Source organism: Porphyromonas pogonae, assembly GCF_036320655.1.
GTDB lineage: Bacteria > Bacteroidota > Bacteroidia > Bacteroidales > Porphyromonadaceae > Porphyromonas > Porphyromonas pogonae.
In genome coordinates this window covers 994,842-1,019,206 of the sequence record NZ_CP143258.1, presented here as the reverse complement: position 1 = coordinate 1,019,206, position 24,365 = coordinate 994,842, and the positions used below count along the sequence as shown (strand labels likewise).

20 protein-coding genes and 1 tRNA gene are annotated in these 24,365 nt (G+C 42.7%); 3 read left to right on the top strand and 18 right to left on the bottom strand.

From position 1 onward, the window contains the following. The first annotated feature begins 7 nt into the window (after positions 1–7). Positions 8–934: a hydrogen peroxide-inducible genes activator gene (locus tag VYJ22_RS03860; protein ID WP_329905160.1), complete on the top strand. Its 927-nt coding sequence runs from the start codon at positions 8–10 to the stop codon at positions 932–934. 1,057 nt (positions 935–1,991) lie between these two features. Here the strand turns inward: VYJ22_RS03860 and rpoN are convergent. Further along, positions 1,992–3,455: an RNA polymerase factor sigma-54 gene (gene rpoN / locus VYJ22_RS03855; RefSeq protein WP_329905159.1), complete on the bottom strand. Its 1,464-nt coding sequence runs from the start codon at positions 3,453–3,455 to the stop codon at positions 1,992–1,994. After that, the gene (locus VYJ22_RS03850) at positions 3,449–4,762 is read right to left on the bottom strand and encodes a UDP-N-acetylmuramoyl-tripeptide--D-alanyl-D-alanine ligase (protein WP_329905158.1); all 1,314 of its coding nucleotides are present in this window, start codon (positions 4,760–4,762) and stop codon (positions 3,449–3,451) included. The genes rpoN and VYJ22_RS03850 overlap by 7 nt, the downstream gene beginning before the upstream one ends. Before the next feature lie 230 nt (positions 4,763–4,992). Here VYJ22_RS03850 and VYJ22_RS03845 point away from each other — a divergent pair, with 230 nt between their 5' ends. After that, a complete protein-coding gene (locus VYJ22_RS03845; RefSeq protein ID WP_329905157.1) occupies positions 4,993–7,245 on the top strand; it encodes a beta-N-acetylglucosaminidase domain-containing protein in 2,253 nt (750 codons plus the stop codon). A gap of 1,253 nt (positions 7,246–8,498) precedes the next feature. Here VYJ22_RS03845 and VYJ22_RS03840 read toward each other — a convergent pair. The 3 genes from VYJ22_RS03840 to VYJ22_RS03830 form a co-directional block, all read right to left on the bottom strand. After that, entirely contained in the window at positions 8,499–9,056 is a 558-nt protein-coding gene (locus VYJ22_RS03840; RefSeq protein ID WP_329905155.1) for an RsmD family RNA methyltransferase, read from the bottom strand. Positions 9,057–9,136: 80 nt separating this feature from the next. Then, complete coding sequence (locus VYJ22_RS03835) at positions 9,137–9,988, bottom strand: DUF3822 family protein (RefSeq protein WP_329905153.1); 852 nt, start codon at positions 9,986–9,988, stop codon at positions 9,137–9,139. Further along, the gene (locus VYJ22_RS03830) at positions 9,988–10,623 is read right to left on the bottom strand and encodes a hypothetical protein (RefSeq protein ID WP_329905151.1); all 636 of its coding nucleotides are present in this window, start codon (positions 10,621–10,623) and stop codon (positions 9,988–9,990) included. Before VYJ22_RS03830 ends, VYJ22_RS03835 begins: the two co-directional genes overlap by 1 nt. Positions 10,624–10,738: 115 nt before the next feature. Between VYJ22_RS03830 and VYJ22_RS03825 the strand changes: the two genes are divergently transcribed. Continuing rightward, positions 10,739–12,181 (top strand): ATP-dependent DNA helicase, encoded by a 1,443-nt coding sequence (locus VYJ22_RS03825; protein WP_329905150.1) that lies wholly within the window; start codon positions 10,739–10,741, stop codon positions 12,179–12,181. Positions 12,182–12,189: 8 nt separating this feature from the next. Here the strand turns inward: VYJ22_RS03825 and VYJ22_RS03820 are convergent, their stop codons facing one another. From VYJ22_RS03820 to VYJ22_RS03760, 13 genes are all read right to left on the bottom strand, one after another. Beyond that, positions 12,190–13,230 carry a glycosyltransferase family 2 protein gene (locus tag VYJ22_RS03820; protein ID WP_329905149.1) on the bottom strand — a complete coding sequence of 347 codons (1,041 nt, stop codon included), beginning with the start codon at positions 13,228–13,230 and terminating at the stop codon, positions 12,190–12,192. A 53-nt stretch (positions 13,231–13,283) separates the two neighbouring features. Further along, positions 13,284–14,216, bottom strand: coding sequence for a lysophospholipid acyltransferase family protein (locus VYJ22_RS03815; protein WP_329905148.1), 933 nt, complete (start codon positions 14,214–14,216; stop codon positions 13,284–13,286). A gap of 10 nt (positions 14,217–14,226) precedes the next feature. Continuing rightward, the gene (gene mtaB, locus VYJ22_RS03810) at positions 14,227–15,537 is read right to left on the bottom strand and encodes a tRNA (N(6)-L-threonylcarbamoyladenosine(37)-C(2))-methylthiotransferase MtaB (RefSeq protein WP_329905147.1); all 1,311 of its coding nucleotides are present in this window, start codon (positions 15,535–15,537) and stop codon (positions 14,227–14,229) included. A gap of 48 nt (positions 15,538–15,585) precedes the next feature. Further along, on the bottom strand, positions 15,586–15,987 hold the full coding sequence (locus tag VYJ22_RS03805) for a hypothetical protein (RefSeq protein WP_329905146.1): 402 nt from the start codon (positions 15,985–15,987) through the stop codon (positions 15,586–15,588). 8 nt (positions 15,988–15,995) lie between these two features. Beyond that, positions 15,996–16,361, bottom strand: a complete 366-nt coding sequence (locus VYJ22_RS03800; RefSeq protein ID WP_329905145.1) for a DUF3276 family protein — start codon at positions 16,359–16,361, stop codon at positions 15,996–15,998. Between the two features lie 261 nt (positions 16,362–16,622). Then, positions 16,623–17,189, bottom strand: a complete 567-nt coding sequence (gene xpt, locus VYJ22_RS03795; protein ID WP_329905144.1) for a xanthine phosphoribosyltransferase — start codon at positions 17,187–17,189, stop codon at positions 16,623–16,625. Between the two features lie 30 nt (positions 17,190–17,219). Beyond that, the gene (locus VYJ22_RS03790; RefSeq protein WP_329905143.1) at positions 17,220–18,569 is read right to left on the bottom strand and encodes a nucleobase:cation symporter-2 family protein; all 1,350 of its coding nucleotides are present in this window, start codon (positions 18,567–18,569) and stop codon (positions 17,220–17,222) included. A gap of 144 nt (positions 18,570–18,713) precedes the next feature. After that, positions 18,714–18,788: transfer RNA gene (locus VYJ22_RS03785), tRNA-Pro, on the bottom strand. After that, entirely contained in the window at positions 18,779–19,012 is a 234-nt protein-coding gene (locus VYJ22_RS03780; RefSeq protein WP_329905141.1) for a hypothetical protein, read from the bottom strand. Before VYJ22_RS03780 ends, VYJ22_RS03785 begins: the two co-directional genes overlap by 10 nt. 41 nt (positions 19,013–19,053) lie before the next feature. Then, positions 19,054–21,330 carry a TonB-dependent receptor gene (locus VYJ22_RS03775; protein ID WP_329905140.1) on the bottom strand — a complete coding sequence of 759 codons (2,277 nt, stop codon included), beginning with the start codon at positions 21,328–21,330 and terminating at the stop codon, positions 19,054–19,056. Between the two features lie 746 nt (positions 21,331–22,076). Continuing rightward, positions 22,077–22,475: a YraN family protein gene (locus tag VYJ22_RS03770; RefSeq protein WP_329905138.1), complete on the bottom strand. Its 399-nt coding sequence runs from the start codon at positions 22,473–22,475 to the stop codon at positions 22,077–22,079. Then, on the bottom strand, positions 22,433–23,431 hold the full coding sequence (locus VYJ22_RS03765) for a GNAT family N-acetyltransferase (RefSeq protein ID WP_329905136.1): 999 nt from the start codon (positions 23,429–23,431) through the stop codon (positions 22,433–22,435). Before VYJ22_RS03765 ends, VYJ22_RS03770 begins: the two co-directional genes overlap by 43 nt. Before the next feature lie 6 nt (positions 23,432–23,437). After that, positions 23,438–24,259 carry a 1-acyl-sn-glycerol-3-phosphate acyltransferase gene (locus VYJ22_RS03760; RefSeq protein WP_329905134.1) on the bottom strand — a complete coding sequence of 274 codons (822 nt, stop codon included), beginning with the start codon at positions 24,257–24,259 and terminating at the stop codon, positions 23,438–23,440. Positions 24,260–24,365 lie beyond the last annotated feature (106 nt).

Genomic DNA, 24,365 nt, shown 5'->3' with positions numbered 1-24,365 from the left:
ACGTGTTATGAACCTACAACAACTTGAATATATTTGCGCCGTAAACGAACTCCGTCATTTCGGGAAGGCTGCTGAGCTCTGCAACGTCACACAACCTACCTTGAGCACTATGATACAAAAGCTGGAAGATGAATTAGGGGTAAAGATCTTCGACCGTCACCAGCAACCCATCAAACCTACAGCTATAGGTGAGAAGATACTCAAACAGGCGGCCTTGATTCTCTTCCAATCAAGTCAGATGCAGGAGATCATCAATTACGAGGAGCATGCACTGGAAGGAACCGTCACTTTGGCTGTGCTTCCTACCATAGCCCCCTCATTAGTGCCTCTGATCTTACCTAATCTGGAGAAACACTTGCCCAATCTCAACGTAAACATCAAAGAATTGATGACGTCGGAGTGTCTCAGCGAGCTGAAAAAGGGAGAGATAGAACTGGCTATCATAGCCTCACAGGCAGATACGGAGGGACTCAATGATCGCTTACTCTTTTATGAAGAGTTTTTCGGCTATGTGTCTCGCAATGAAGATCTCTTTACGCATGAAGCCATCAGGAGCTCCGAGGTAAACGGCAAGCGGTTGTGGTTGCTGGATGAAGGTCACTGCTTTAGAGACCAGTTGGTAAAATTCTGTCATCTCAAGGACTTTCATAATAGGAAAATGACTTATCATAAAGGTAGTATGGAGACCTTCATGCGACTTGTTGAAAAAGGTAATGGTGTAACTTTCATTCCGGAACTGAGTATAGAGATGCTTTCTGATGAACAAAAGAAGCTTGTGCGACCGTTTACAATTCCCAAGCCTACAAGAGAAATACGAGTGGCTTTGAGAAACGATTTTGTGAAAGATCAGTTACTGGACAAGCTTTGTGAGATCATCAGAATGAGTATACCACCCCATATGCTCAAGCTTAAAACGGGACAAATGATCGTGTAATATCACCACACCACCATCTCCGTGAAACGATAGCTTCAGGATATTTTCCTGAAGCTATTTTCTTTTTTACGCCTTGAAAAAGTGGTTAATGTTTTATTTTATCAGCCCTGAAATGTTAAAATTTAGATTTTAAACAGGCCGAAGCATTTATTTTTCAGAGCTTATTTATCGGCATTAAGTATTTTATTTACTGCTTGTTTTAGACTATTATTTTGAATAATCATAACGGTAATCAGCTTATATAATGAAACCAAGCTCTTGTTTAATGTAGCTATTTGTTATATTTTTGCTAAAAATCCTGCAAAAATAGAATTTATTAGCTTAAATTAAGAAGTAAAAGAAAAGCAGGATGGGTTCTGTTTAAATTCTGCTGGTAATTAACAGGACTAATTATATATTATCTCCAAAATAGATTTTACAAAACGCAACAAGTTTGTTTTATTTAACTTTTTACTGTGGTGTATTTGATCTCTAATTTTATTATGCTGATGTTTGCTTTATTTGTTTGGGAGCTAATATTGATTAGTTCTGTTAATTTTCTAAAACATTTAGAGATTAATCGACCTCTTGCTCAGAGCACGAAAAGATCTGAGTTTAGTTTTTTCCTATCGCCAAAGTATTAACTTATGACTATTACTTGACATTATGCATCTTATTTGTCCGGCCTTTCATACGTGAGTGTAAAACAACCTCTACCAAGGGATTACTCAACCAAGACGCAACTTTATTTTACACCTCATTTCTATTTCATACAGTTTTCTTCCAACGTTTGCAATGAGCAACGTATACCTTGAGATGTGCAGCGAAGTATGGGATTACGAGCAACAATGTGTTGTATCGCTAACGAAAGGAAGAGGAGGAAATTGCCCCAAAACTGCCGAAATTATATTGTGTTTATTGAATTATTGTACACGGCAGTAAGATTGTGCACTTCAGGAAATGATCTTTTTTATTTTGAAGTATAATTCCTGACAGTGCACAATCTAATTTTATCCATCTATAATAAAAGGATTACTGATAAAATATCAGCAATCCTTTTACATTTATAACATCAATATTATAAAGTCTTTCTCAACCGTGCTATGGGAATACCCAGCTCATCACGATACTTAGCCACTGTACGTCTGGCAAGGGGATAACCACGCTCTGCCAATTTCTCCACCAACACAGCATCGGAAAAAGGAGAATGACCATCTTCACACGCCACGATCTCCTGTAGTGCATGTTTCACCTCACGAGTAGAAACCTCCTCTCCGCTCTCCGAAGCAATCCCCTCACTGAAAAAATACTTCAAGGGATATATACCGAAGTCCGTCTGTACATATTTACTATTACTCACACGTGATATAGTGCTGATATCAAATCCGGTGTCTTCAGCAACATCTTTCAGTATCATAGGCTTCAAATCCGAGATTTCACCTGTACGAAAAAAAGATTCCTGTCTGCGCACAATGGCTCTCATGGTACTTTGGAGCGTATTTTGCCTCTGCCGTATAGCATCTATAAACCACTTGGCCTGGTCCACCTTCTTCTTGATAAAAGTGATGGCCTTACGATCCTCACGGGTTCTTTTTACCTTCTCCCGGTGTATATCATTCAGCATAGCAGTATAGGTATTGCTGATGCGAAGCGGTGGCAAATCTTTCTCGTCTGCAAGGCTGATGATAAGCTCTCCCTCCTGCTCTTCTACAATAAAGTCAGGGTGCACACGAGACATGGCTGCTTCACCCTCATCACCCAATCCGTTTCCCGGCTTGGGAGTAAGAGTCATAATCAGTTTTATTACTTCCGCAAGGTCACTTTCGTTGATATTACATCCTGTGATAATCTTATCATAGCGTTTATTGGCAAAGTCAAGATAGTTATCTTTCAAAATCTGCTGTGCCAGCAACGATAATTCGTTACGCGGTTTACGCTCCAGTTGCAAAAGCAGACATTCCTGCAGGTTACGTGCACACACACCTGCGGGATCCAACTTTTGTACTTTATCAATAATGCCCTGTATCTCCACAGGCGAGGCCTCTATGCCCGCCCTAAACAATAAATCGTCCTCAATCTCCTCCACACTGCGCGAGAGGTATCCGTCAGCATCAATATTACCTATAACATAAGGAGCCAGCAAAGCCTCACGAGGGGTAAGTAACGTAAGCTCGAGTTGCTCCATAAGCTGTTCGTTGAGGGATGGAGCACCTGCTGCAAAAGGGATATCTTCACGTGGCGAAAGTTTCTCCTGTAGCAACCTCAGTTTGTATTCAGGTATTTCATCTTCGTCCCGATAATCTCCGATAGAGTAATCACTTAAATCCTCATGTATGATCATATCATCATTACCGTCGTCCCGATCATCTTCTTCCTGACTGTCATGCTTATCAAAATCTTCTTCCAAAGCCGGGTTTTCCTCCAGCTCTTTGATAATCCGCTCTTCCAATTCTATCGTAGGCAGCTCCAGCATCTTGATCTGCTGTATCTGCTGAGCTGTCAGTACCTGCTGCTGCTTCTGTATAAGTGTCTGTTTCAACATAGAGGTAATATCCTTTCTAAATGTATGCCGTTAGAGCCTTTTACCAATATTGCACTTCCTTCTATAGGATTGCTTTTGAGATAATCGCCCAATTCCTGTACATCTGCAAAAATCTTGATGCCGTCATGCTCACCTATTTTCGAGAAGCACGGACCACAAAGGCACACTTCCTTCCACACACCTTTCTCTTTAATATGTTTGAGCATCTCGGTGTGGGCATGGCTACTCTCTGTTCCCAGTTCGTTCATATCACCCAAGATAAGCACTTTGGGTTTGTCTGTTTGCAGTGATTCGAAGTTGTCCACAGCAGCGGTCATGCTCGTGGGGTTAGCATTATACGCATCAGCGATGAGTATATTATGCTCTGTACGTATGAGTTGAGACCTGTTGTTCGAGGGGGCATAAGTCTCCAATGCTCGGTTTATGTTGTCTGCACTTACATTGAAATAGCAACCTATCACCACAGCGGCCAATGCATTGGGCAGGTTATATCCGCCTACAAGTCCTGTTTTCACCACATATTCATTGTGAGGTTCCATTGCCGTATGCCAGCTAAAGGAGAGGAACGGATTATCTTTTACCTCTATCATACTACCAACAACCAATTCATTTCCTTTGGTGCCATAAGCAATATGAGGAATACCCTCCAGCATCCTCTTGAGCGTACAGTCATCTTCATTGAGAAAAGCAATCCCACTATTTTGCCTTAGGAAATCATAGAGTTCGCCTTTGGTTTTCTTCACCCCTTCGAGGCTACCGAAGCCTTGCAAGTGAGCCATGCCCACGTTGGTAATGAGTCCGTAATCGGGGCGTGCTATATCTACAAGCTCTTTGATATCACCCGGCTTACTGGCTCCCATCTCTACAATAGCCAATTGGTGCTCTTGGGTGAGTCGCAGGAGTGTGAGTGGTACCCCGATGTGATTATTGAGGTTGCCGTGAGTATACAGTATATTATATTGAGTAGATAGTACCTCAGCTACCAATTCCTTTGTGGTAGTCTTGCCATTAGTGCCTGTGATGCCAATAATGGGAATTCCCATCGTCTGCCTGTGATAAGCAGCAAGCTGTTGCAGTGTTTTCAGCGCATCTTCCACCACAATGTATTTATGGTCTCGGGCTTGAGAAGGATCATCCACCACGGCCAATGCAGCGCCTTGTTCCAGAGCTTGCGAAGCAAAGAGGTTACCATCGAAGTTGGCTCCTTTGAGTGCAAAGAATATGCACCCCGGGACTATAGCCCGGCTATCAGTTACCACAGTGGGGTGTTCACAAAAAATATCATAGATATCTTCTATCTGACTCATACGATCGGTTTTATTTTTATGTATATAAATATACACACAAATTTATATTCGCAAACAATTACCGCCTGCTACAGCTCATGCTTTTTGATCCGGAGTAAAACTCGTAGCCCTTTTGCTCGCATGAAGTAATTGCGACACAATACTCTCGTATCATGGGGTTGTTAATTGAACTAAGATTATTATTTTTGTTCTTCATCAAATTCCGCTTTGCCGGTTCAATTCGTTACACTATGAACAGTAAACAGATTATTTCGCTTATTCTTTTCCTTTTGCCCCTGGCATTGTCACCCAATTGCTACGGACAGTCAGTACCATCCATACACCCTACTCCTCAGAAGGTGACTGTGGGCAAAAATACAATCAACCTATCCCATGCCGTCTATGAGCCTGTGATATCAGCGCATACCGACTCCGCTACATTGAGTCTCATCAAAAGCAATCTCAAAACAGCTTCACAAGGCACTATCAAAATCATCTTGGGTAAAAAGGGAGATACTCATGTGGCAAAATACGAAAGTATGATCCCTCAAAAGCCTGAGGGCTATTACCTCGAAGTCCGCCCCCGTACCATTGTAGTAGCGGGGTATGACGACAGAGGCACGTACTATGGTGTGCAAACACTGCTCAGCATCCTCAAATCACCACGTGTCAAGGAGACAACCATTACAGATTACCCTGATGTGGCCGATCGAGGAGTAATAGAGGGCTTCTACGGAAATCCCTACAGTCACCGAGACAGACTGTCGCAATTTGACTTCTACGGCAAAGTCAAACTCAACACCTATATATACGGCCCCAAAGACGATCCTTACCATCGCTCCCACTGGCGAGAACTTTACCCCGCCTCCGAGCGCAACAGGATGAAGGAGCTGATACGCTCTGCAACACACAACAAAGTACGTTTTGTATGGGCGATACATCCTGGACTCGACATCAAGTGGACCGACGAAGACCGCCTTGCCATCCTACACAAATTCCAAGACATGTATACTCTGGGGGTAAGAGCCTTCGCCGTATTCTTTGACGATATCAGTGCGGACGATGAGTCTGCAAAGAAACAGGCTCAATTGCTCAATTATCTTGAAACAGAGTTTGTACACAAGCATAAGGATGTAGAGCCGCTGATACTCTGCCCCACGCAATACAATCAAGCATGGGCCAATGGTAACTATCTGGATATACTGGGCAATGATATGCTGCCCGAAATTCGCATCATGTGGACGGGTAAAACGGTAGTAAGCATGATAGACCATGAAACGATGACCTGGATCAACAATCGCATCAAGCGTAAAGCATATATTTGGCTCAATTATCCTGTCACAGACTACGTGGTAGATCACTTGCTCATGGGCAAAACATATGGCAACAGCCAAGATATAGCCCCCCTATTGGGAGGCTTCGCTGCCAATCCCATGGAATATGCCGAAGCTTCCAAAGTATCACTTTTTTCCATAGCGGACTATACCTGGAACATGAGAGCATACCGGCCGGAGGAGTCGTGGAAGGCAGCACTCCCCTTCCTCATGCCCTCATGTACGGAAGCATTCAAGATATTCTGTGAAAACAACGTCGACTTAGGACCCAATGGACACCGCTTCCGCATGGAAGGTGAGTCTATGACTTTCCGCAAAGTATCGGAAGCTTTTACAGCAGCGTATGACAAGGGCACTGCCACCCGCCACGACGCCGCAGCGGTAATAAAGCAGTTCGACTCCTTCATCAATTCCTGCCACACCCTTCTGCACTGTGGCGACAACCCTGAACTTGTAGCAGAGATGAAGCCTTGGATAGAAGTCTTAGACCTGATGAGTCGCAGAGGCAAGCTACTCTTCGATATGCAACGCTACTTGGAAGCAGGAAATCCCAAAGCTTTTATAGAGACTTACAAGAACGAAAAGCTACTGGAACAAAAGCAACTCACCATCAGGTCACGTGACTTCAAAGGCTCTATCAACGCACCTTACCCCAAGCCCGCCAACGAAGTAGTAGCTCCATTTATAGATGGGTTCAAACGCAAACTCCTGGCGTCTTATCGCAAAAAATACACTTACGCTTTGGGAGAATTGCCTGTCAATGTGATAGAAAACGGTAAGTACTACATCAAGTACCAGGGCAAATACCTCTCCAATATCGCTGGTAACAAGTCCAATAAACCTGAGCTTGTCTCTGCCCCTGACAGTATCAACCCTCAACGACAGATCTGGGAACTGAGAGTGCAGGAGCAAACAGGGCGGTATAAAATCACCAGTACGCAGGATCAGCGCAACCTGAATACCAAACTGGAATTACAGGAGGGTGATTACAACCCCACAGCGGCATCCTTTGTACTATGGAAACAGGGTAACAAATATGCTATACAAAACTCACCCGATGCTCTGAGCTACTTCTGGAAAATCGAAAAAGACAAGCTACGCACGGCAGATAACAAGATAGTTAAAAACGACAATTATGTCTTCGAGATCATACCTGTAGGCAAAGAATAGAGGTAAAGCGCCTTGTATAGAATAGTCTCCGTGTAATGCGGGAGATTTTAAACACATGATCGGCAAGTTCACTACGATATATCCACCTAGGACTTGCCGATCTGCTATAAGGGATTGTTTGTTATAGGAGACCGTTGCATAGCAGGCCAATTGCTTCGTTGCTTGCGAGATTCGCGCTTGGTCATTTACCGGAAGTAAACTCCCTGTGCACTCACTCTTAACGCCTTGCACTTTACCTTCTCTGCCCGGTCAAAGTGTCTTTTGTAGGCTTTGCCTCCAAAATCCATGAGACTGTTGACTTTTGCAACAGTCTCTATAGAGCATTACTACGCTCCTTGATATTTTATCTCTCGACTACATTACAGACAACCATGCGGTGAAGCGATGTAACAAACACTAATTAACAACCCGATACTCAAGTAATACTTTCTTTGGGATTATTTAACACACCCCCTACATTTCTTTTTCTAAAAAAAAAGCGGTAACCCCACTAACATTGCCAAAAACTATGGAATAAATAGCTGCATATATGAGTTGACTTTCTGAAAAATGTATCCATTGCTACAATAATTTATGAGCGTGATTGCCCCTCTTTCTGACATAACTCCATGTTGCATCACAATTGAAAACGTTACCATACTTTAGTTAAAACACGATTTTATCTTAGTTAAAACGTCACAGTACTTTAGTTAAAACACAATCGTATTTTAGTTAAGATACGGTGGTGTTTTAGTTAAAATACAACCGTGCTTTAACAGTGATACCATAACATTTATAAAAGCATAAAAATAAAAAAGCGAATACCCAAGCTCGTAAGACTTGCGAATTCGCTATATCCATGTATAAGTGAGAAATATTTACGCTTTGTAGCGAAATGCCGTATCTATAACTATATGAGCTCGACAACCACTATAAGCCAGCAACCATATAATACTGGTACTGACAGACATACCTACACAAGAGCAGATCTGGCGATATAATGATGTTCTGAACTGGGCAGTGCGTGAACGGAGAGGTAAAGGCTGTATAAAACATATTGAATAGAACAATGAGTGGTAGGAATGATATCACATTAGCAATTATAGGGAAGTATAAAACATATTGAATAGAACAATGAGGTGGGTGGATGAATAAAAGTAAAGTAAGGGAAATAAAAGCTCGCCTATTGCAAATATACATCTTAGCCTACCCCTTTGTCAACAGGCAAATGTAAAGAATTGTAAAATCACAAAAGAGAAGTCAATACAAGAGCATCACTCACCCGCTACCGGAGCCACAAAAAAACTAAAATTGACGGAACCGTACTCCCGATGCTCGGTAAACTCCGGCTCATTCTTGAAGTCGTAGGTACCGGGATGTTCCACAATGAGTAAGGCGCCCGGTTTGAGCTTGCCACTATCGAGTATGGCACGAGGTAAGATGCCCAGCTCTTTGAGCTTGTAAGGAGGGTCGGCAAAAACAAAATCGAAAGCTCCGAGATATGACGAGCTTTGCAAGAATTTGAAAACATCGCCCTTGACCATCTTGAGGCGTTGGGTTTCTTTGAGTTTCTGAGCCACACTCTCAATAAATGTACTATGCTCACGGCGTAGCTCCACAGAGACAACCTTGTCACAACCCCGTGAAATGAGCTCAAATGTGATGCTGCCTGTACCCGCAAAGAGATCCAAGGCTACAGCCTCGTCAAACTCTATCATGTTATTGAGTACATTGAAGAGATTTTCTTTTGCAAAATCAGTGGTTGGGCGCGCATTGAATGACTTAGGGACATCAAAACGTCTGCTTTTGTGTACACCACCTACAATTCTCATAAGTAAAATATTTGATTATAATTGATAAACTCAAAGACTTAAGCGTACTATAGTATGTGAGAAACTATAACACAACCTGACTAGAATGCCTGATAAGACTGGAGGGATACCTGTGAGATATAGGCCTCGAGAAGGCTTTGCAGCTGCTCTGCCATGCTTTGGAGTTCGAGAGTTTCTTGTGCACCTTCAGGCAAAAGAGCATAAAGAATCTTGACGGAGTCGACCTGACTATCCAGCGACAATGAACGCCATAGAGTAAAAGTATAAAAAATAATTTCGTCGATGCTCTCGGCGGGCAACGCCCCTGATGTGAGTATAAAACTATTGGTATATACCGTTTTTCCCTGATCGACCAGTAAGTAATCGATCCTCTCGGGTCGCAGATACAAACATAGTTTTTTCCCCTGCGTCACCCTCGATTCTATGCGAATATTCTCTAAAGAAGGTATGAAATAGGGAACAGCATGCACTACAAGCAAGGTGCGTTTGAGGAAATTGACCAAGTCACGGTAGTAATAAAACGCCAAAATCTTTCCTTCAGACTTCAGCGGATAGATGAGATCAATGAGATCGCCTTTGGACAGGTTGCAAGTAGCAGGATCAAATACGGCATCGAGCCACTGCGCTACTCGGCCTTGGGAATACAACTCTTCGGGGATGGCAACGGAGCATACTGGCTGATAGTACACGCTTACCGACTTGTATGGCAAACACAGCATGCTATGCCTGAAAAAAAGCTCTTTGATGGCAGCTTCATAGGATTGATGTCCGGACTCGGCAGGTAAAAAAGCAGCATACGATACCTCACCGTCCGAAGCAAGAGACAAAGTAAAAGTAAGTCCATCCGGCAAAAGCCGGATGGACATATTGTATAACTCCGCCGTTTGGACGGATAACTCGTTGAGATCGAATTTGATTCTATCCTCGGACATTACTCCCAGTTACCGGTGTTTTTAACTTCTGTCAAAGAACCGATCTTCAAACCGGGGAAACCATGAGCTTTAGACTTGGCCTGAGTAACCTTCTGTTGCAAACGTACCTTATCCAAATCACCCAAATAGTCTTCAAACTTCACACTTGCTTGAAATACCGGTACAGCTATAGTGTCCACACCTACGATTTGCTGGATGTAAGCAGTATCCACAGCGATAGTCTTGCCGGAAACGCCGGGAACATTCAGAAGGTCGGTTATGTCTGTATTATCCTTGACCAGCGAATCCTTAGCATTGATCCAAGTAGTATCACGCTTGATCAAACCTTGCGCAGCTGCTTGTTTTTCAGTAAGACCTTTCTCACGCATAGCATCGGTGTACTCACCCTCAGCATTGACATAGAACACTTTACCATTTTCCAAAAACGACACCAATTCGGGACCTGTAGCGTAACGTCCGTACACGTTCTCGAAAGCGGCTTCGTAGTTGGCAATTTTCTTAAGTCTCTTCTCAATTAACTTTTCACGTTCTGTCTGCTTTTTATCAAACTGTACAGGAGTATACACACTCATAAAGGTAAGATATGCCAGCAAAACGGCAGCAAGCCCTACTAATACTTTGAAAACTGTTTTCATCTTTATATTTTTAATTTGATATTAATTCTCGCCTTAAATATTTAGTTAGTGTACAAAATTAGCCGATAATCTCTAAAAAGAGTAACTTAGCAAGCACAAATATACAATTTGTAGTATGAAGGACAATTCTTTAGAGGGTCAAATTATAAAAAAATTGCAATTTATTCCTACATCAAGTCAAAAAGAAGCCATTTTACAGCTTCAAAATTACTTGAACGACCCTTCTCCTTATTCACTTTTTATACTCAAAGGATATGCAGGCACAGGAAAAACAGCCCTGCTATCTGCCGTAGTAGCAGTAATGGAAGAAGTAGGTGTATCTGTAGGACTTATGGCCTCTACAGGCAGGGCTTCCAAGGTTCTTTCTTATACGTCAAGGAGACCTGCGCATACCATTCACCGCCGTATATACAGAGCCTCAGCCGCAACCCCGGAGGAGGGTGGCAGCTTCAAACTGAATAGTAGTAGCAACAAAGGTGGTATATTATTTATTGTAGACGAAGCTTCGATGATAGGAGAGGGCAGCCATGAGCCTACTCCCTTCGGATCAGGTAATCTTTTGGCAGATCTTTTGGCTTTTGTGTGGAATAGTAATGGCTGCAAACTCATCCTATCAGGTGATACGGCTCAGCTGCCCCCCGTAGGCACTCAACTAAGCCCCGCTCTCAACGCTACTCTGCTGGAAAAGACCTATGGAATGAAGATATATGAAGCCGAACTTACCGATGTGGTGCGACAAGAGAGCGAGAGCGGCATACTCTACAACGCCACCATGCTGAGAAGACTGCAAGATGAATGTGTGTCAAAAGGGTGTACAGATAACATCAGCTTTGCGCTCAAGGTAAAAGGCTTTGGAGATGTAGAGGCGATTACGGGAGCTGAGCTCATCGAGACTATCGACCTCGCTTACCGTGACTACGAACCTGAAAATTGCAATATCATCACCTACTCCAACAAAAGAGCGCTGGCATACAACATGGGGATCAGGGGGCAAGTCCTCAACTATGAGGAGATGCTGGTAAGAGGAGAAAGACTGATGATAGCCCGTAACAATTACGGCTATGCCAAGAACAAAGATAAATCGGACTTTCTGGCCAACGGTGAGACTATCACAGTACGGAGGATCCATAAATATTATGATCTATACGGACTTCATTTTGCAGATGTTACTATCCTGGCGGATGAGCGGGATGAAGAAATGGAGGTCAGATTACTCTTGAGCTCGTTGACCAAGGAAGAAGCGCAATTGTCATACAATGCACGCGAACGATTCTATAGGGAAGTAGAGAAAGACTATGAGCATATAACCTCCGTAACAGAAAGACGGAAGGCGATAAAAAAAGATCCTTTTTGGGGTGCGATAGAGGTCAAATATGCTTATGCCCTTACATGCCATAAAGCACAGGGCGGGCAATGGCCTTGTGTATTTATAGATATGGGGTTCCTGAGCTTATTACCCTCGGATATACAATTGCTGAGATGGCTTTATACAGCTATCACGCGAGCATCGGAAAAGCTTTATCTGGTCAATACCCCCAAGGGAATGCTGCAAGAATAGTAAAGCAATTACTTACTCACATGCTTGTGTGGAAGCTGTGAGAATGTATTGCGACGCAACAGGTAATACTGGCTCACAATACAAAAGGGAGCTATGGCACGAGGTTGAGATTGTTTGGTTGCAGCCAAGTTCTCCTTTCGGGCAAGTCTGAACGTAGATCTCATAGCCATAAAATCCTTACGTGCCTTGAGTACTGCTTTGAAATTGGCAGTGTTGCCCTTGAGCAGAAACATCACGGCAGACATGTAGTCCAAAAAGAATCGTCGCGAAAGGACACGACGAAGTTTGTCCGAAGGAATATTTTTGTAAAGCATCACCAAGTTGTTGCGGAAATTGAGATAACATTTACGAGGACTATTCATATCCAAGCTGGCTCCTCCTACATGATATACTACTGATGAGGGAGCATATACTATACGATAGCCACGAGCATTGATACGCCAGCAAAGATCTATCTCTTCCTGATGGGCAAAGAAGCGCGCGTCCAATCCCCCGCACTCGATGTATACATCCCGACGAATGATGAGGCAAGCACCCGAAGCCCAGAAGATATCAGTGACATCATCATATTGTCCCTGATCTTTCTCTACCGTATCAAAAATGCGTCCTCTACAAAAAGGGTAGCCCAACCTATCAATAAAGCCACCGGCACCACCGGCATACTCAAAATATTCAGGATTACGGCAAGCACGTATTTTGGGCTGTACGGCTGCTATGCGCTTATCACTGTGAAGGAGCTGTAGAGGTTGGGAAAGCCAGTCCTGGGACAAAGCGGCATCACTGTTGAGCAATACTACAATAGGATGCTTGACGGATTGTACAGCGCGGTTGTACCCCTCGGCAAAGCCATAATTCTGATCGTAATCGATGAGTTTTACATCAGGGTAATGCTCATGCATAAACGCGACCGAGTCATCATCGGAACCATTGTCCACGAGGATAAGCTCTGCTACATCCTGCGGTGTATATTGAGTCCATGACGGCATGAACTCTTCCAACAACTTACGTCCGTTCCAATTGAGGACTATTACGGCTACTTCCTTCTCCATGAATATGACTTGGGTATTAAATCAACACTATTATCGTTCTTGTTACAAAGATGCTACAAGCCTGCAACTTTATCGACATGCGGAAAGCTGTTCACATCATGCTTCCAGCGCTTGTGACTCCAGAGCCAGTACTGTGGGGCACGGAGTATAGTACGCTCCATAAGGCGTGCATATTTCTCTATGATCTCATTAGGAGCACATTCACGAGGCGTTTTGGTGATGAGTTCGAAACGCCCTTTATATTCAAAACGGCCTTGTCTTGAAACATCCATGTAAACAACAGGCAGATTTAGTTTTTTTGCCAAACGTTCGGACCCGGTAAAGAAAGCTGAAGGCTGATTCAAGAAGTTTGTCCAATAATGAATATTAATCTTACTTGGCGTCTGATCAGATATAAAAGCAAGAATCTGCATTTCTGACTGTGGCTGTCGTACAAAGCTGAGTAAAGACCGACCTACATCATCTTTGGCAATACATATAGATCCGTTTCTCTCTCTCAATTCTTTCATCAGCTTGTCCAGTGCTCTATCTTTGAGTGGGCGGTAGATCTGGTTTTGGCGTACGCCTATGGGATCGAAATAAGATTGTGCTCCGCTAAAAAGCTCCCAATTGCCGTAATGCCCCATCATCATCATCACAGCAGGGAATCCCTGTGCCTTAAGCTCTGCAAAGAGCTCCACATTCTCAAGAATCAAGTGCTGACGTATCTTTTCTTCCGGCAAATAGAGGAGTTTGGGAGAACTAAGAATAAGTAGAGCAAAATGCTTGTAAAACCCGTTCTCTATATCTTTTATCTGCCTTAGATCCTTTTCAGGAAAACTCTGAAGCAAATTGGTCCTTACAGTGGAACGCCTATAGCGTACAATATCTTTTATAATAAAAGCGAGGATAAGGCTCTTATAATAAATCCACCACGACCGGTTGTGAGCCACACGCTTTATTTGTTGCTTGTAAAAAATATAACGGAGTTTTTCAATGAAGGTCATAAGCTTTTTATTATATCAAAAAGGTTTTATCTTCACTGAACTCACGCGGTATACAAGTCTCTACCCTACCGATGGAATTTGCATCGAAAGGCTTACCTACACGCACATAGTTTTCGGTAAAACCGGTCATGTATCCTTCTTTTTCCGAGTTTTCCCAAAGGACCTTGTGAGGTTTGTTAATTTCCGCAGCATAGAAAACTGCGAGTTTCTGCTCAGAAAGTTCAAGCAAACGTTGACTGCGTCGATGCTTTTCCCTTGTATCTACCACATAAGGTATTTCGAGAGCTTTGGTGCCGGGTCTTTCCGAATAACTGAAAACATGCAATTGGGAAAATGGAATGCTTTGGAGAAATTCAAAACACTCATCGAAAAGCTCAGGGCTCTCGCCTCGTGTACCCACAATAACATCTACACCGATAAAAGCACCAGGCATTACTTTCTTGATATGCTCTATGCGACGACGAAACAAATCTGTATCATATCTGCGCTTCATCAAACGCAATACCTCATCACTCCCGCTTTGGAGCGGAATATGGAAGTGGGGAGCAAAACGCTTGGAAGAGGCACAAAACTCAATGATTTTATCTGAAAGTAAATTGGGTTCGATAGAACTAATCCTGTAACGCTCTATCCCCTCCACATCATCCAATGCTTTGATAAGATCGATAAACGTCTCACCTGTGGTGCGACCGAAATCACCAATGTTGACCCCGGTGAGAACAATCTCCTTACCACCGGAGTCAGCTACGTCACGAGCCTGCTGTACCAATGAGTCTATAGTACCGTTGCGGCTACGTCCGCGTGCTTTGGGTATGGTGCAATAAGTACAGTGATAGTCACAGCCATCCTGAACTTTGAGGAAATGACGTGTGCGGTCGTCTGATGAGCAACCGGGTTGGAAGGTGCGGATATCTTTTGTTGCAGAAGAAATAACTTCATGCTTATCTTTCTTGAGCGAATCTATTTGTTGCAGATATTTGACCACATCAAGCTTCTGCTCAGCTCCCAGAACCAAGTTGACCCCCTTGATATGGCTCACTTCATCAGGCTTGAGCTGTGCATAGCAACCGGTGACTACCACAAATGCACCGGGATGGTCTTTTTGTATCTTGCGTATGATACCGCGACACTTTTTGTCCGCCAGTTCCGTGACAGAGCATGTGTTTACAACACATATATCAGCCACCTCACCTTCACGAGCTCTCCTTACACCTTGGTCAAACAAGGCTTTACCAATGGTAGAAGTCTCGGCAAAGTTGAGCTTACACCCCAGCGTAAAATACGCAGCTTTCTTATTCTCGAATATTGAATTGTCAGTCATGAAAAAGTAATTGTGAGAAACCCTCAATGGGTACAAAGATAATAACGATTAGAATATCAACCGAATATATCGGGTAGCCGTTATCATCAAAGCAGAGCCAAGTCCCGTGTAAAAACCGGCAATAAACACATCCGGTACTAAAGAAAACACACGCAACATTACTCCCAATGATATCATAAATATCATGATGTACCAAGCTTCCTTGGTAAAGCATTTATAGAGAGGTAGTCTATTCTCCTCAGACTTTTCAATAAAAGCAACATTCTTCTTTACAACTTTCGGGAATATAAAGAACCCGAAAAAAGATATCGATATTACGAGCCAAAGTAACTGAATAACTAAAGAGTCCGTAGCACTCCATGACTTAATACCAATGCGCAAAACATTGCCCCCTGCAATCAGCCACACTATAGCAGCCGTCGCATAGAGAGTTTTATAACTAAATCTCATTTATTGTTTTATTCGGGCCAGTCGAGTTTAATGGGTAATGAATCGTCGTCTATCAGAGATTCCGAATCCGCTTCACCCAAATTCATTTTCAAAGGGCTTATCAAATCCAAAGTAGAATCAATCTCCTCCTGCTCATTACCGATATGCAACATCACATCGCCAAAAGCTTCTTTGAATTTCTCAAAATCCTCCTTATAGATAAATATACGGTGCCTCTCCATCTTGCCTCCCGGCTCAGAGGATTTGCTCTCGGTCAATACGATATACTCGTTTTGTTTACTATCCCGTTTGGCATCAATATAGTAATATCGTTGACCGGCCTTTACACAGCGGGAATAAAACGTTTCTGAAGAAAACTCTTTATCTTTCATCATCTCTCCCTTAACCAACCTAATTAATAATCTACATCTATTCTAATCTGAGTCGCTAAGGTAAGCATTTTCAGACTAATCTTAAACACCTAAAACGTTAGATGATAAATGGGATCAATCGAAAGAGCGATTCAAAAAGAAATCATCAATCGATATATTATAATGTAAATATCGTATTACCAAATAAAAAACTATTAGAGGCAAACAGCATAGCATTGCAGTTTGCCTCTAATAGTCGTAAAGGATTCTATACGTATATTGTTATCAGCGTATCACAATGCGGCAATTACTTAGATCTTCGATGATTGCCAAAGATTCGACATGAATACCTTTGTCTCTGAGGATAGTGCCTCCGGACTGAAAAGCTTTTTCTATAATAAATCCCATCCCTTTGATCTCGGCACCGGCCTGTTCGATAAGATCCAACATACCCAGAGCAGCATTACCATTGGCAAGGAAGTCATCGATAAAAAGCACTTTATCATCCGAGCTAAGAAAGTCTGCACTGATACATACCTTATACTCTCGGTCCTTTGTAAACGAATGTACCGAAGTACTAAGCATATTATGCATCGTCTTGGGCTCTTTCTTTTTTACAAATACCACGGGCAAATGCATGATATACCCCACAAATATAGCGGGAGCTATACCACTGGCTTCTATGGTAACAATCTTGTTGATCCCTTTATCTTGAAACAAACGGGCAAATTCCTGTGCGATATTGTACATCAGAGCAGGATCCATCTGATGGTTAATAAAGCTATCTACTTTAAGGATACCTCCGGGGAAACACTTCCCGTCTTGCAAAATTCTCTGTTTTAAAAGTTCCATTTCACTTAAAGTTTATTGGTTATAGGCAATCTATTTACGAACAACTATATTGGATATAATAGCAGCTATACCACCGGTAGTGATACCCGAAGAAAAGATTGCCCTGATGCTCTCCGGTGCGGCTTTGAGGATATCGGGCATAAGCTCCACTCCCAAACCGAGAGACAAACTGATGGCTAAAACCATAGTGGCCTTGCGATCGATATCCTGTGATGCTATGATACGTATACCTGCTGCTGCCACAGTGCCAAACATCAACAATGTAGCTCCTCCCAATACAGGGTCAGGCATGAGAGAGAAAACGAGTCCAATACCGGGGAATATGCCCAAGATCAACAACATGGCTGCAATATAATATCCCACCCTGCGACTGGCTACGCCTGTAAGCTGTATGATACCATTGTTTTGTGCAAAGATGGAATTGGGAAATGAGTTGAAAATACCCGCAAGTAAAGAGTTGAAACCATCAGCCATCACACCGCCTGAGACTCTCTTGAGATACTTTTCCCCTTCAATATCTTCACCCGAGATGAGGGAGTTGGCGGTAATATCGCCTGTAGCCTCAATAGCGGTGATCATATAAATCAAAGCCATGGCGATAAAAGAGGAAATATTAAAATCAAGCCCATACTTAAAGGGTGTAGGGATATTGAACAAAGCTTGGCTTGATTGTCCGAAAGAAGCAAAGCTGACATGTCCCATTACCAAGGCAAGAAGATACCCCAAGATAAGGCCCAGCACAATGGAACTCATGCGGAGATATTTATTCCCGCTTTTGTTAAACAACAGCACACTCACCAGCACTACGGCTGCTATGAGTATGTTCTCAGCAGTACCGAAGGTCCCGGTTTGCATAGCTGTCTGTCCGCCTCCGCATGAGAATATGCCTACTTTGACAAGACTAAGGCCAATAAGTAGTACCACAATACCTGAAACTAAGGGAGTGATTACTTTTTTGAGGTAACGAAAAGTGCGGCTTACAATCATCTCCACCGGTGCGGCAGCAATAGTACAACCGAAGATAAGCGGAAGCCCGCCCACAAGACCAGCTGATATAATAGGCCCTATAAAAGAGAAACTAGTACCCTGGACACAAAGAAGCCCGGCACCCAAAGGGCCCACCCGTCGACACTGGATAAATGTAGATATACCCGATGCAAAGAGAGACATAGATACCAAAAATGCTTTGGTAGTGACATCACAGCCCAAAGCATCAGCAATAATAAGAGGGGGCGTAATAATACCCACAAAAATAGCAAGAAGGTGTTGTATTGCCGCAAAGAAACTGTCTTTGAAAGAGGGCTTATCTTCTATGCGATAAATAAGATCAGCTTTGGCAATAGGAGTAGTCTCGATAGACTGGGTGTTAGTGTCGCTCATTCCGTTTAAATATGATTAGGGTGAAGGATTATTGCTATCTTCATTTCGCACCAGGCTCTATCCGCCCACAACTCTACTGTGGCGGAGATAGGAAAAAACAAAAGGTATTCGATGTTTTACAACATATCGAATACCTTATTTAAGTCGGGGTACCAGGATTCGAACCTGGGACCCCCTGCTCCCAAAGCAGGTGCGCTAACCGGACTGCGCTACACCCCGATTACCTCTTCCGAACTTTCCCGTTCGTTAAGGTGATGCAAAGGTAATAGCTTTTTTGTAAAAAACAATAAGAATGAATTATTTTTTACACCACAGATATAATTGCCTCCTCCATAAGTCATAAATATTTGGATTAGCAAAGGACGGAAAGCTGCTTGAGGCATCAACTTCTTGAGAGCAAACAGGGGCTTTACCACTGCATACTCAACAAAGGAATGCGCCACAATAGGAGTGTTGTAGCGCATCCCTGAGATACAAATACATCTTAGAATTCGTAAGATGCAGATACTGTGAAATTACGTCCGGGCTCAGGTATAAATCCGGTAGAGTTTACGGAAGTCACGTAATACGTTTTGTCAAAAATGTTATTGACATTCAGCTGTAATTTCCAATTATCTCTTTTGTAATTGACCATGGCATGCATAAGAGTGTAGGCTGGGAAGTGGAGTGTATTGGATACATCAGCATATACTTTATCCGAATATTCTACTCCGCATCCCATTCTTATCTTACTAATCTTGCATAATGGCAGATTGTAAAAGGCCCAACCAAAAGCTGTGTTTTTGGGGACACGGTCGAGATAATTTCCGGCCGATACATTTTCAGCATAGTCATTACGAACATACGACTTCAACTTAGCAACAGTAAGGGCATAACCCGCATTAAACTCCAATGCCTCACAAGGAGCATAAGTCAAATCAAACTCTACACCCTTGGATTCAGCTCTACCCACCTGTCCGGAGACACGCTTGCCATCGGCAGTCTTACCGAGATTGACTACCATATTGTCTTTGAGTATATAATATGTTGCAAAGTTGGCCTGAAATTTAGTGCCTTTTGCGTAGTGAGCTCCCACTTCATACTGCACAGCTGACTCAGGCTTGAATACATTCTTGCCACTTGGGTCTATCACTTTACCTTTATTATCTATGTAAACGTAATCCTGAGCAGCAGCCACTCGCGTGGGTTTAAAGAAATTGGAGGTGGAAGCATACACATTAAAATCAGACGTTATATCATAAAGCAGCCCTATACGATAACTCAAAGCCGTATTGTGAGTATGATCTTGAGGGCCCTTGGACAGAATTTTCTTATCCTCCGTTTTAGCTAAACGAGCGATACGATTGTAAAAATCGACCCTCAAGCCTCCAAGAACAGCCAATTTACCCCAACGCATATAATCCTGTAAATATAAGCCATGAATATATTCACGATCGAGCCTCACAGAAGTATGAGGCATGTGTATGAAGCCCTGATTAAGCTCGGGATTTACAAGAGGCAGGTGAGCATATTTCCCGGGGCCTGATGCATCTGTCGCATACGAAGCTTTGTAACGAGGGATATAAATATAAGAAAAAGCATATCCTCCCAACAAATTGTGTACCGTAGCACCCCACTTGGCTTTACCGGCAAGTTCCAACTGATTCTGAACAAGCTCGGTTTTATAAGCAAAATTAAAACCACCACGCTCTATGGAGTCCAGAGAGATGTACACTTTCTTGTCTTTATTGAGGTAGTAATGCTTATATATCGGTTTGTCGGAAGTAAGGTATTTGAGCGACTCAGAAGCATAGTAGTCAATATCATCATGAAAAAACGAGCAGTACTCTGTAAGTACCCAGTCAGGATTATCAAAGTGATGTGTCCACTTTGCCATAGTTGTCACATTTTTATGTCCAAGGTGATCTTTGGGATCCGAATAGATTGTGCGCCTACCCGGAGCTGCGGGCAAATCCCCTTTTCTAAAAGCTAACTTACCCGCCATATCATATACATCGTGTGACAAATGAGGTTGCCCGTAATCACCTCGATACATATCATCATTGGTATTGACAGAAAAGCTCAGCAGATTACGAGTATTGATTTTATAATCCAATGCGAGATATGCATTGAAAAACCTCTCTTGTGTATGACGCCAGCCCTCTCCATAACCGGCTGACACATCAGCACGAAAAAGCAACTTGTCTGTAATAGCTCCCCCGGCACCGGCAGCCACACTGTATGTACCCCAGCTCCCAATAGAAGCACTGGCATTGGCATGAGTTTGTGATGTAGGTTTCTTATGTATCACATTGATTACACCTCCAAGAGCAGAGTGACCTACAGTAAGTGAAGATGCACCCTTGAGGACTTCAATTCTCTCTACGGAAGCCAACGTGCTAGAGGGAGCTGAGGAGTATAAGGTATGACGCTCATCTCTCATCCCATCATTGAGTACAACGAAATTGGAAAAACCTCTCATATAAAAACGCTGAAATGCACCATAAGTACGCATGGGTCTTACTCCCGGGACATTGCGCGTGGCCTGCACCAAATTGGTAAAATTAAGATCATGTATCTGCACATTACTTACTGAGGTTATGGCTATGGGTATCTCTTTCACCGGAGCAGCTACTTTACTTGTACCGGTAGAAGGTGAGATTTTGTCAGAAGTAACAGTGACTTCTTTGAGATGAATAGTATCTTGCAAAGATTGTTGAGCCAAAGCAAAGCCCGATGTGGCAAAACAACAGACACAAAATGTAAAAATTTTTTCTTTCATAGATTATTATAAATAAATTAAAGTAAGGCGCATTGGTTTTTTGAATAGCAAAAGAGCTACAACTGAACTAATAGCATATTGGAGGGTTTGGGAATAAAGCATGCACATAAACCATATTAGACTGTTGCATAGCAGGCAAATTGCTGCGTTGCTTGCGAGATTCGCACTTGGTCATTTACCGGAAGTAAACTCCCTGTGTGCTCACTCTTAGCGCCTTGCACTTTACCCTCTCTGCCCGGTCAAAGTGTCTTTTGTCGGTTTTGCCTCCAAAATCCACGAGACTGTTGACTTTTGCAACAGGCTCCATATATATGCCGCATGGGGTATACATCATTATAAGGATGCACAAAGACATTCCTTCATAAAAAATTCGTTTTACCTCAAAACAGAGGATCGACTTGTAAATAATGTCTCTCGAGACATTAATATCTCCTGACTCCGATATTTATCAATTTAAGGGAACAAAAGTACAACTAAATTATCCTTAAAACAAAAATAAGGTTCACACCTAATTGATTGCTATATGGTAAATATTACTGAGATATTTAGAGCAGTGAATAGGCTTTGATCAATAAGCTCTGAGGGGGCAATTTGATGAATATAAAAATCGAGATAATCAATCTCAAAATTTGACAAGATCAATCTCAAGCTTTGACATGCTTGATCTCAAAGTTTGACAAGGTCAATTTCAAAGGTTGATTTTGCAGAATATTTTTTCGTAAAAATAGAGATAAGAATGTGAGGGATCAGCGCCTTTTCTTGGGGTAAGGACGACGGCTCATGAGAGGTGCTACAAAGGCATGCTCTATGTGCTCTGTGGTGAAGGTTCCATCAAGCTCTGTCTCTACAGCAATAATATCAAATCGTACGGGGAGCAATAAGCTATGTTGCTTGATATAATGGTCGGCAGCAAGTACAAGATTGTGTATCTTATCATACAGGACGCTCTCACGAGGAGCAACCAGAGAGTCCATAGCACGTGTTTTGACTTCTACAATCACTACCTCTCGCTCATTGGAAGCAATGATATCGACCTCTTTGTGTCTATATCGCCAGTTGCGCTCCAAGATAGTATATCCCTTGGACTCCAATAGCCTACACGCTACTTCTTCGCCAGCCTGACCCTTCTCAATATGCGACGCCATAATTCCAGCCTTTTTCTTTTGGATATCTTGAATGAAAGGATGTGTCGTTGCTTCTTCTCTTCTAATATTTTATCTACAGCTATGAGTATACCTGTCTCTTCCACACCCCCAAACTCTGTATTTATAGCAGTGCCGAATGCCCTCATCTCAGGAGACAGGGACATATACGCATTGACTAAAGGAGGTATATTGATACCAAGAGCTCGCACCTCATGATTGAGAACTCTGTAGTTTTGTTTGAAGTTGTCTGACGGAAACAGTTGCTTCATTTGCTCTTCATCCACTTCGATAGGTAATGGCTCTTTGGGTACAACAAGCCTCTCAGGATCGTCAAAATGCTTCTGGAGGAAATGGAGGATAAGATTGCGGGCATAGCGGTTGTAATCACGGTACATAGTAACTTTACCATAGAAATACTTGACACCGGGATCCAATACCGTAAGAGCCCCGATACCATCCCACAGATTGTCCAGAGCAAACATGGATTTTGCTCCCATGCGAGATGACTGATAAGGCAACGAAACAAATGAGCGCCCCAACTCCACCGTATAAGGCAGGTAGTCTTGCATAAATTGTTCGCTGAAATCGAACATCTCTGCAGTGGCCAACTTGGGCCTACCCGATGAATCGATCTCAACCTCGGAACCATATATAAAGCGATAACCTCCAAGAATGGCTTGCTCAGAAGGATCCCACACTATAAGCTGAGAATATCCTTGAGGATCCGTATCAAACTCATCTATATCCACAGCTTTGCCGGTACCGCCCCCGTAAAAGCGGAAAGCTTCTTCGCGCAAGCGACCTATCTCTTGCATGGTATGTGGCGCTTCATCAGCTCTGAATACATATATCTCATTGCCGGCTTTGTTGGTCCTTCTTAATAGACGATCAGGTGTAAGCTCCTTTTTGATCAAATCTATATCGACACACTCTCTGATAGGTTCCTGCTGTAACATAATCTATTATTTTGATTGAGTCCTTAGCTTGTAGCTTATATCTCTTATTCGGGCTGCAATATCGATAGGTTTCTCTCCGCTTTCCTTGAGACTTTGCCATGGAATGGGTTCACCTACAATGACTTTATAATTTTTTCGTTTACTCCTAAACATCTCATCAGGCAATAATGCTGACCCTACATTGAATTTAAGGCTGAATAACTTCCTTATTAATTCTATTTGATAGAAGTGAATACTATTGCGCCCCACAAAATGTAGAGGCACTATATCTCTACGGTAGGTAATAGCGTGATTGACAAAACTCTTTTGCCAAGCCATATCCTGTATGCGTCCATTGATAAAACGAGAACAAATACCGGCCGGGAAAGTGCCCACAGGCAAATCTCCCATCAAAACTTCATGCATGCGCTGAATGGATTCTCTCTTTTGAGCCCCCAGCTTATTGACCGGAACAAAGATAGACTGCAAGGGTTTTAAATGAAAGAGTAAGTCGTTGACAACATAGCGTACATCCCCATACTTACGACCAAGCAAATAAGACAAGCAGATACCATCGAAAGCTCCCAAAGGATGATTGCATGCAAATATGTAACGCCCGTGAGAGGTGGGCAAGCGATCTTCACGCTCCCATCCTATATCAACCTGAAAGTATTCGATAAGGGCTTCCATAAATTGCACCCCATCCAAATGCCCATAGGTTCGTAATATATAATTGATTTCATCCTGGTGAATCAAACGCTCTATTAAGCGTGTTTGCCATTGCGGAAGATTTCTTCCACTCTTCCGTTTAATTATATCAGCAATATTGATTTCAAGCGATTCGTTCATAAAAAAATAGAGACTATCTTCCTTAACAAAGGTAATTTATTTGATATAAAAACAACTAATACATGCTCGTAAAATCTTACACAATGTAATATTTTAAAGCTCATTC